Raw genomic sequence first — 4,889 nt, 5'->3', positions numbered from 1 at the left:
GTGGGGGTGGGTTTCAGACATGTCTGCCCTCGTCCTGAACCGGGCAGCAGGCGCGCACGGCGCACGACCTGCATCCCTTGTTGCGTGTCGCGGTGAATCGGGATCCGCCCATGCCGGTGGCGACCTCGCGCACCAGCGTCCCGGCCCATCCGGGGTCGGGGTCCTCGCTCAGGGGCGGCTGGGGTTGTTCCCGGGCCCTCTGGATCTTCTCGCCGACCTGCACGAGCGCGGCGCCGCCCGGCTCGGTGAGGCCGAGCTTGGCGAAGGCGCCCTTGAGCACGGCCATCTGGTAGACGCCGAGCTGGGGGTGGCGGGCCAGGTCGTCGGCCTTGTTCTTCCCGGTCTTGATGTCCACGACCACGGCCCTGCCCTGGTCGTCGCGTTCGAGGCGGTCCACGCGGCCGGTGATCTCGATGCCGCCCACGTCCACCCGGAAGCCCTCCTCGGTGACGACGAGTTCGCGGTCGTTGGCGGCCTCCCAGTCCACGAGCTTGCGGACCATCGTGTCGGCGCGGTCGCGCTGCGCCCTGGCCTGCCAGGGGCCGCCGAAGTCCAGGTCGGCCCAGATCTCGTCCATGCGCCCGCTGATCTCGTCGGGGGTGCTGCCCTGGGCGACCAGGACGGCGACCGCGTGCACGACGGTGCCCAGGGCCGAGGCCGAGTCGCCGGAGGAGGCCCCGGCGGCGCGTTCGAGGAGCCAGCGCAGCTGGCAGTTGGTGAAGCTCTCCACCTGGGAGGGCGAGACGCGGATGGTGTCCTCCTCCTCGGCCAGGGGCCGGTCGTCGGTGAAGGGGGTGAGCGCGTACCACTCCGCGGGGTCGGCGCCGCGCACGCCCTCCTCGGCCAGGCGGGCCAGGTGGGTGGCGGCGGCCTCGCGCAGCGGTTCGGGGGCGCCGGGGTCGGTGACCACCGAGCGCAGGTCGGCGACGAGCGAGGGCAGGGACAGCCAGCGCAGGCCGGTGCTGACCGGCTCGGGCTCGCCCACGCCCATCTCGTTCAGGAAGCGCGAGGGCCGCTCGTCGGTGTCCTCCCCGCCCACGGCGGTCACCACCAGGGTGCGGCGGGCGCGGGTGAGGGCCACGTAGAACAGGCGGCGCTCCTCGTCCAGGAGTTTGGAGGCCAGGGCAGCTCCGGAGGAGTCGGCGGAGTGCACGTCGGTGTCGACGAGTTCCTCCACGCCGAGCAGGGAACCGCGCAGGCGCAGGTCGGGCCAGTCGCCCTCCTGGGCTCCGGCGACCACGACCAGGCCCCACTCCAGGCCCTTGGAGCGGTGGGCGGTGAGGATGCGCACCGCCTCGCCCTCGGGCGCGCGCTCGGCGAGGCTGTCGCCGGGGATCTCCTGGGCGGCGAGGTCCTCCAGGAACCCCGCGGGACTGCCGGGGGGCAGCCGGTCGCAGTAGCGGGCGGCGCTCTCGAACAGGGCGACCACGGCGTCCAGGTCGCGGTCGGCGGCGGCGCCCCGGCGGCCCCCGGCCAGGCTGGCGCGCAGCAGGCGGTCGACCAGGCCGCTGTCGCGCCACAGCTCCCACAGGACCTGTTCGGCGTCGGCCCCCCTGGCGTTCAGGTCGCGGACGGTCCGCAGCGCCTGGGCGACACGGGTGGCGGGCGCGGCGATCTCGGGGTCGACGAGGGTGAGCTCGGCCGGGTCGCGCAGGGCGTCCACGAGCAGCTGCGCGGAGGGCCGGTAGGCGCCGCTCCTCTCCTCCCGGGCGCCTTCCCGCGAGGCGTCCCCTTCCGGGGCTCCGCCGTGGGCGCCGCCGTCGTGGGCGCGGTCCAGGTCCAGGCGGCGCAGCGCGCGCACGAGCCTGCGCAGCCGTACCGTGTCGGCCTCGCCGAAGGGGCTGGTGAGCAGTTCGCGCGCGGCGTCCTCGTCCAGCTCGGCCGGGGCCAGCCCGTAGCGGATCAGCGCGAGCATGGGACGCACGATGGGCTCGGCGGCCACGGGCAGGTCGTCGGCGCCGACCGCGACCGGGACCGAGGCGGCGGTCAGGGCGCGGCGCAGCACCGGCAGCTGGCGGGTGGAGGAGCGCACCAGCACGGCCATGTCCGACCACGGGACGCCGTCCACCAGGTGGGCGCGGCGCAGGGTGTCGGCGATGACCGCGGCCTCCTGGGCGGCGCTGTCGGCCAGCAGCACGCGGACCTCGCCGTCGGGCACGCCCTCGGCGGGGGTCAGGTCGCGGTGCTCGTTGACGTGGCCGCGGGCGGAGGCGACCGCGGGCAGGCGCCGGGTCAGGCCGCGCGAGGCCGACAGCAGGGCGCGGCCGCTGCGGCGGCAGGTGCGCAGCGCGACCACGGGCGCCTCGGTGCGCCGCGCGGTCGGGAAGCGGCGCGGGAAGTCGAGGATGCCCCGCACCTCGGCCCCGCGGAAGGCGTAGATGGACTGGTCGGGGTCGCCGACCGCGACCAGGTCGCGGCCGTCCCCGGCCAGGGCGCGCAGGAGTTCCTCCTGGGCGGGGTCGGTGTCCTGGTACTCGTCGACGAACACCGCCTCGTGGGCGGCGCGCTCGCGCTCGCGGACCCCGGGGTCGGAGAGCAGGTTGGCGGCGACGCGCACGAGTTCGGCGTAGTTGAGCGTGGGCACGGGGGCGATGTCGAACCGGCCGGTGTAGCGGTCCAGGAACCCGGCCGCGGCCACCCAGTCGTCGCGGTCGCGGTCGCGGCCGAGCGCGGCCAGCTCGTCCGGGCCCATGCCGCGTTCCTGGGCGCGCATGAGGAAGTCGCGCAGCTCCTCGGCGAACCCGCGGGTCTCCAGGGCGGGGCGCAGGCGCTCGGGCCAGTCCGCGGCGCCGTCCAGGGCCTCGCCCCGCAGGAGTTCGCGGACCTCCATGAGCTGCTCGGGTCCCGAGAGCAGGCGCGGCGGCAGGTCGCCCATGCGCTGGAACTCGCGCCGGATCAGGGCGTAGGCGTAGCTGTGGAAGGTCAGGGCCAGCGGTTCGCGGGTGGTGCGGCGCAGCCGGGCGGTGATGCGCTCGCGCAGCTCCTGGGCGGCCTTGCGGCTGAAGGTGAGCACCAGCACGCGCGAGGGGTCCGTGCCCCGGTGGTCGATGCGGTCCACGACCGACTCGACGATCGTGGTGGTCTTGCCTGTCCCGGGACCGGCGAGCACCAGCAGGGGCCCGCCCTCGTGCTCGACCACGCGCCGCTGGTTCTCGTCCAGCACCGGCGGCGGCTGCACCTGGTGGGCGCGCCGCACGAGACGGTACGGAGATGTGTTCACACCCCCCAGTTCACCAGAGGGTGGCGACCATCCCGCACGTCATCCCCGCCACAGCGGACCGCTCAGCCCCCGCCCTCCCCGTCCCAGCGGGCCCTGCGCATGTCCACGCGATCGCTTGCGGGGCGCATGGGCGTGCCCTCCGCCGCGTAGTGGGACAGGGCGCGGACCTCGTTGCAGGAGGGCGGTCTGCCGTCCGCGCGCACCACGCGCCACCAGGCCACCGCCCCGCCCCAGGAGGACATGACCGAGCCGACCTGGCGGGGTCCTCCCCTGCCGACGTACTCGGCGATGTCGCCGTAGGCCATCACCCGTCCCGGCGGGATCCGCTCGACCACCGCCAGGACCTCCTCGGCGTAGTCGTCCGGCCCGCCCTCCGCGTCCTCGAACACAGGCGGCAGCCTACCGGGGGCCGCCGACACGGCGGGGCCCGCCGCGGAGGCGGCCCCGGCGTGCGCGGTGTCCGGTCAGGCGGTGACCTGGTCGCCGTGCGCGCCCCAGGCGAGTTCGGGGTCGCGCCTGCGGGCCTGGCGCGCCTTGACGAGTCCGAACGCCCCCAGCAGCGCCACGACGGCGCCGAGGATCCACGCCGTCCAGGCGGCGGCGGTGAGGTCGGTGAAGCCCAGCAGCCACGGCATCACGAAGACCAGGACGCCGATCGCGAGGACGCCCGCCTCGCTCGACAGCGCCCCCGGCCGGGTGATGGATACCACCGAGGCCACGATGACGCCCAGTCCGAGGACGAACATCGCTCCCCCGCCGAAGCCGTACATCCCGTGCCAGATCCAGCTCAGTCCCAGGGCCAGGCCGGCGAGGATCGCCACCCAGTCCGCCCAGCGTCCCCTGCGTCCCATGGAGCCACCTCCCGAGGAGCGGGCCGCCGTCGGCCGGCGGCCCCTGTCCGGACCCCTACCCATCCGGCGGGCTGAGCAGGCACGACGGCGGAACCCGGGACGGCTCGGGGGCCGGGGCGCGAACGCGGCGGGGCGGTGCCGGAAGTCGCCTCCCGGCACCGCCCCGTCCCCCGTCGGGCCCGTCCGTCAGTACTCGGGCAGGCTCGGGTCGACCTGGTTGATCCAGGCCAGGACGCCGCCGCCCACGTGGACGGCGTCGGAGAACCCGGCCGCGTGCACCGCGGCCAGCGCCTCGGCGGAGCGGACGCCCGACTTGCAGTGCAGGACGATGCGCCGGTCCTGCGGCAGCCGCTCCAGGGCCTTGCCGTTGAGGAACTCGCCCTTGGGGATGAGCGTGGCGCCCGGGATGCTGACGATCTCGTACTCGTTCTTCTCCCGGACGTCCACGAGGAAGATCTCCTCGGGCTTGTTGTCCAGCAGGTCCTTGAGCTCGCCCGCGGTGATCGTGGAACCGGCGGCGGCCTCGGTGGCCTCCTCCGACACGGCGCCGCAGAACGCCTCGTAGTCGATGAGCTCGGTGACCGGCTCGGTGTCGGGGTCCTTGCGGACCTTGACCTCGCGCCAGGTCATCTCCAGGGCGTCGAAGATGAGCAGGCGGCCCACCAGCGGCTCACCGATGCCGGTGATCAGCTTGATGGCCTCGTTCACCATGACCGAGCCGATGGAGGCGCACAGCACGCCCAGGACGCCGCCCTCGGCGCAGGAGGGCACCATGCCGGGGGGCGGGGGCTCGGGGTACAGGTCGCGGTACTGGGGCC

At 75.0% G+C, this 4,889-nt stretch carries 4 protein-coding genes; all 4 read right to left on the bottom strand.

Going from position 1 to position 4,889, the window contains the following annotated elements; translation table 11 throughout:
- Positions 1-13: 13 nt before the first annotated feature.
- The gene (locus DQW06_RS12105; protein WP_198662431.1) at positions 14-3,196 is read right to left on the bottom strand and encodes an ATP-dependent DNA helicase; all 3,183 of its coding nucleotides are present in this window, start codon (positions 3,194-3,196) and stop codon (positions 14-16) included.
- A gap of 86 nt (positions 3,197-3,282) precedes the next feature.
- Positions 3,283-3,609, bottom strand: coding sequence for an MGMT family protein (locus tag DQW06_RS12100; protein WP_013154827.1), 327 nt, complete (start codon positions 3,607-3,609; stop codon positions 3,283-3,285).
- Positions 3,610-3,684: 75 nt separating this feature from the next.
- Positions 3,685-4,071, bottom strand: a complete 387-nt coding sequence (locus tag DQW06_RS12095; RefSeq protein ID WP_013154828.1) for an SPW repeat protein — start codon at positions 4,069-4,071, stop codon at positions 3,685-3,687.
- 186 nt (positions 4,072-4,257) lie between these two features.
- A partial coding sequence (locus tag DQW06_RS12090; RefSeq protein ID WP_198662430.1) for a rhodanese-like domain-containing protein occupies positions 4,258-4,889 on the bottom strand: 632 nt, incomplete at its 5' end.

Source organism: Nocardiopsis sp. TNDT3 (assembly GCF_003427465.1).
In the GTDB taxonomy this organism is placed as follows: Bacteria; Actinomycetota; Actinomycetes; order Streptosporangiales; family Streptosporangiaceae; genus Nocardiopsis; species Nocardiopsis dassonvillei.
The sequence above is the reverse complement of the archived record's forward strand: the minus strand, read 5'-3'. Positions and strand labels throughout refer to the sequence as shown.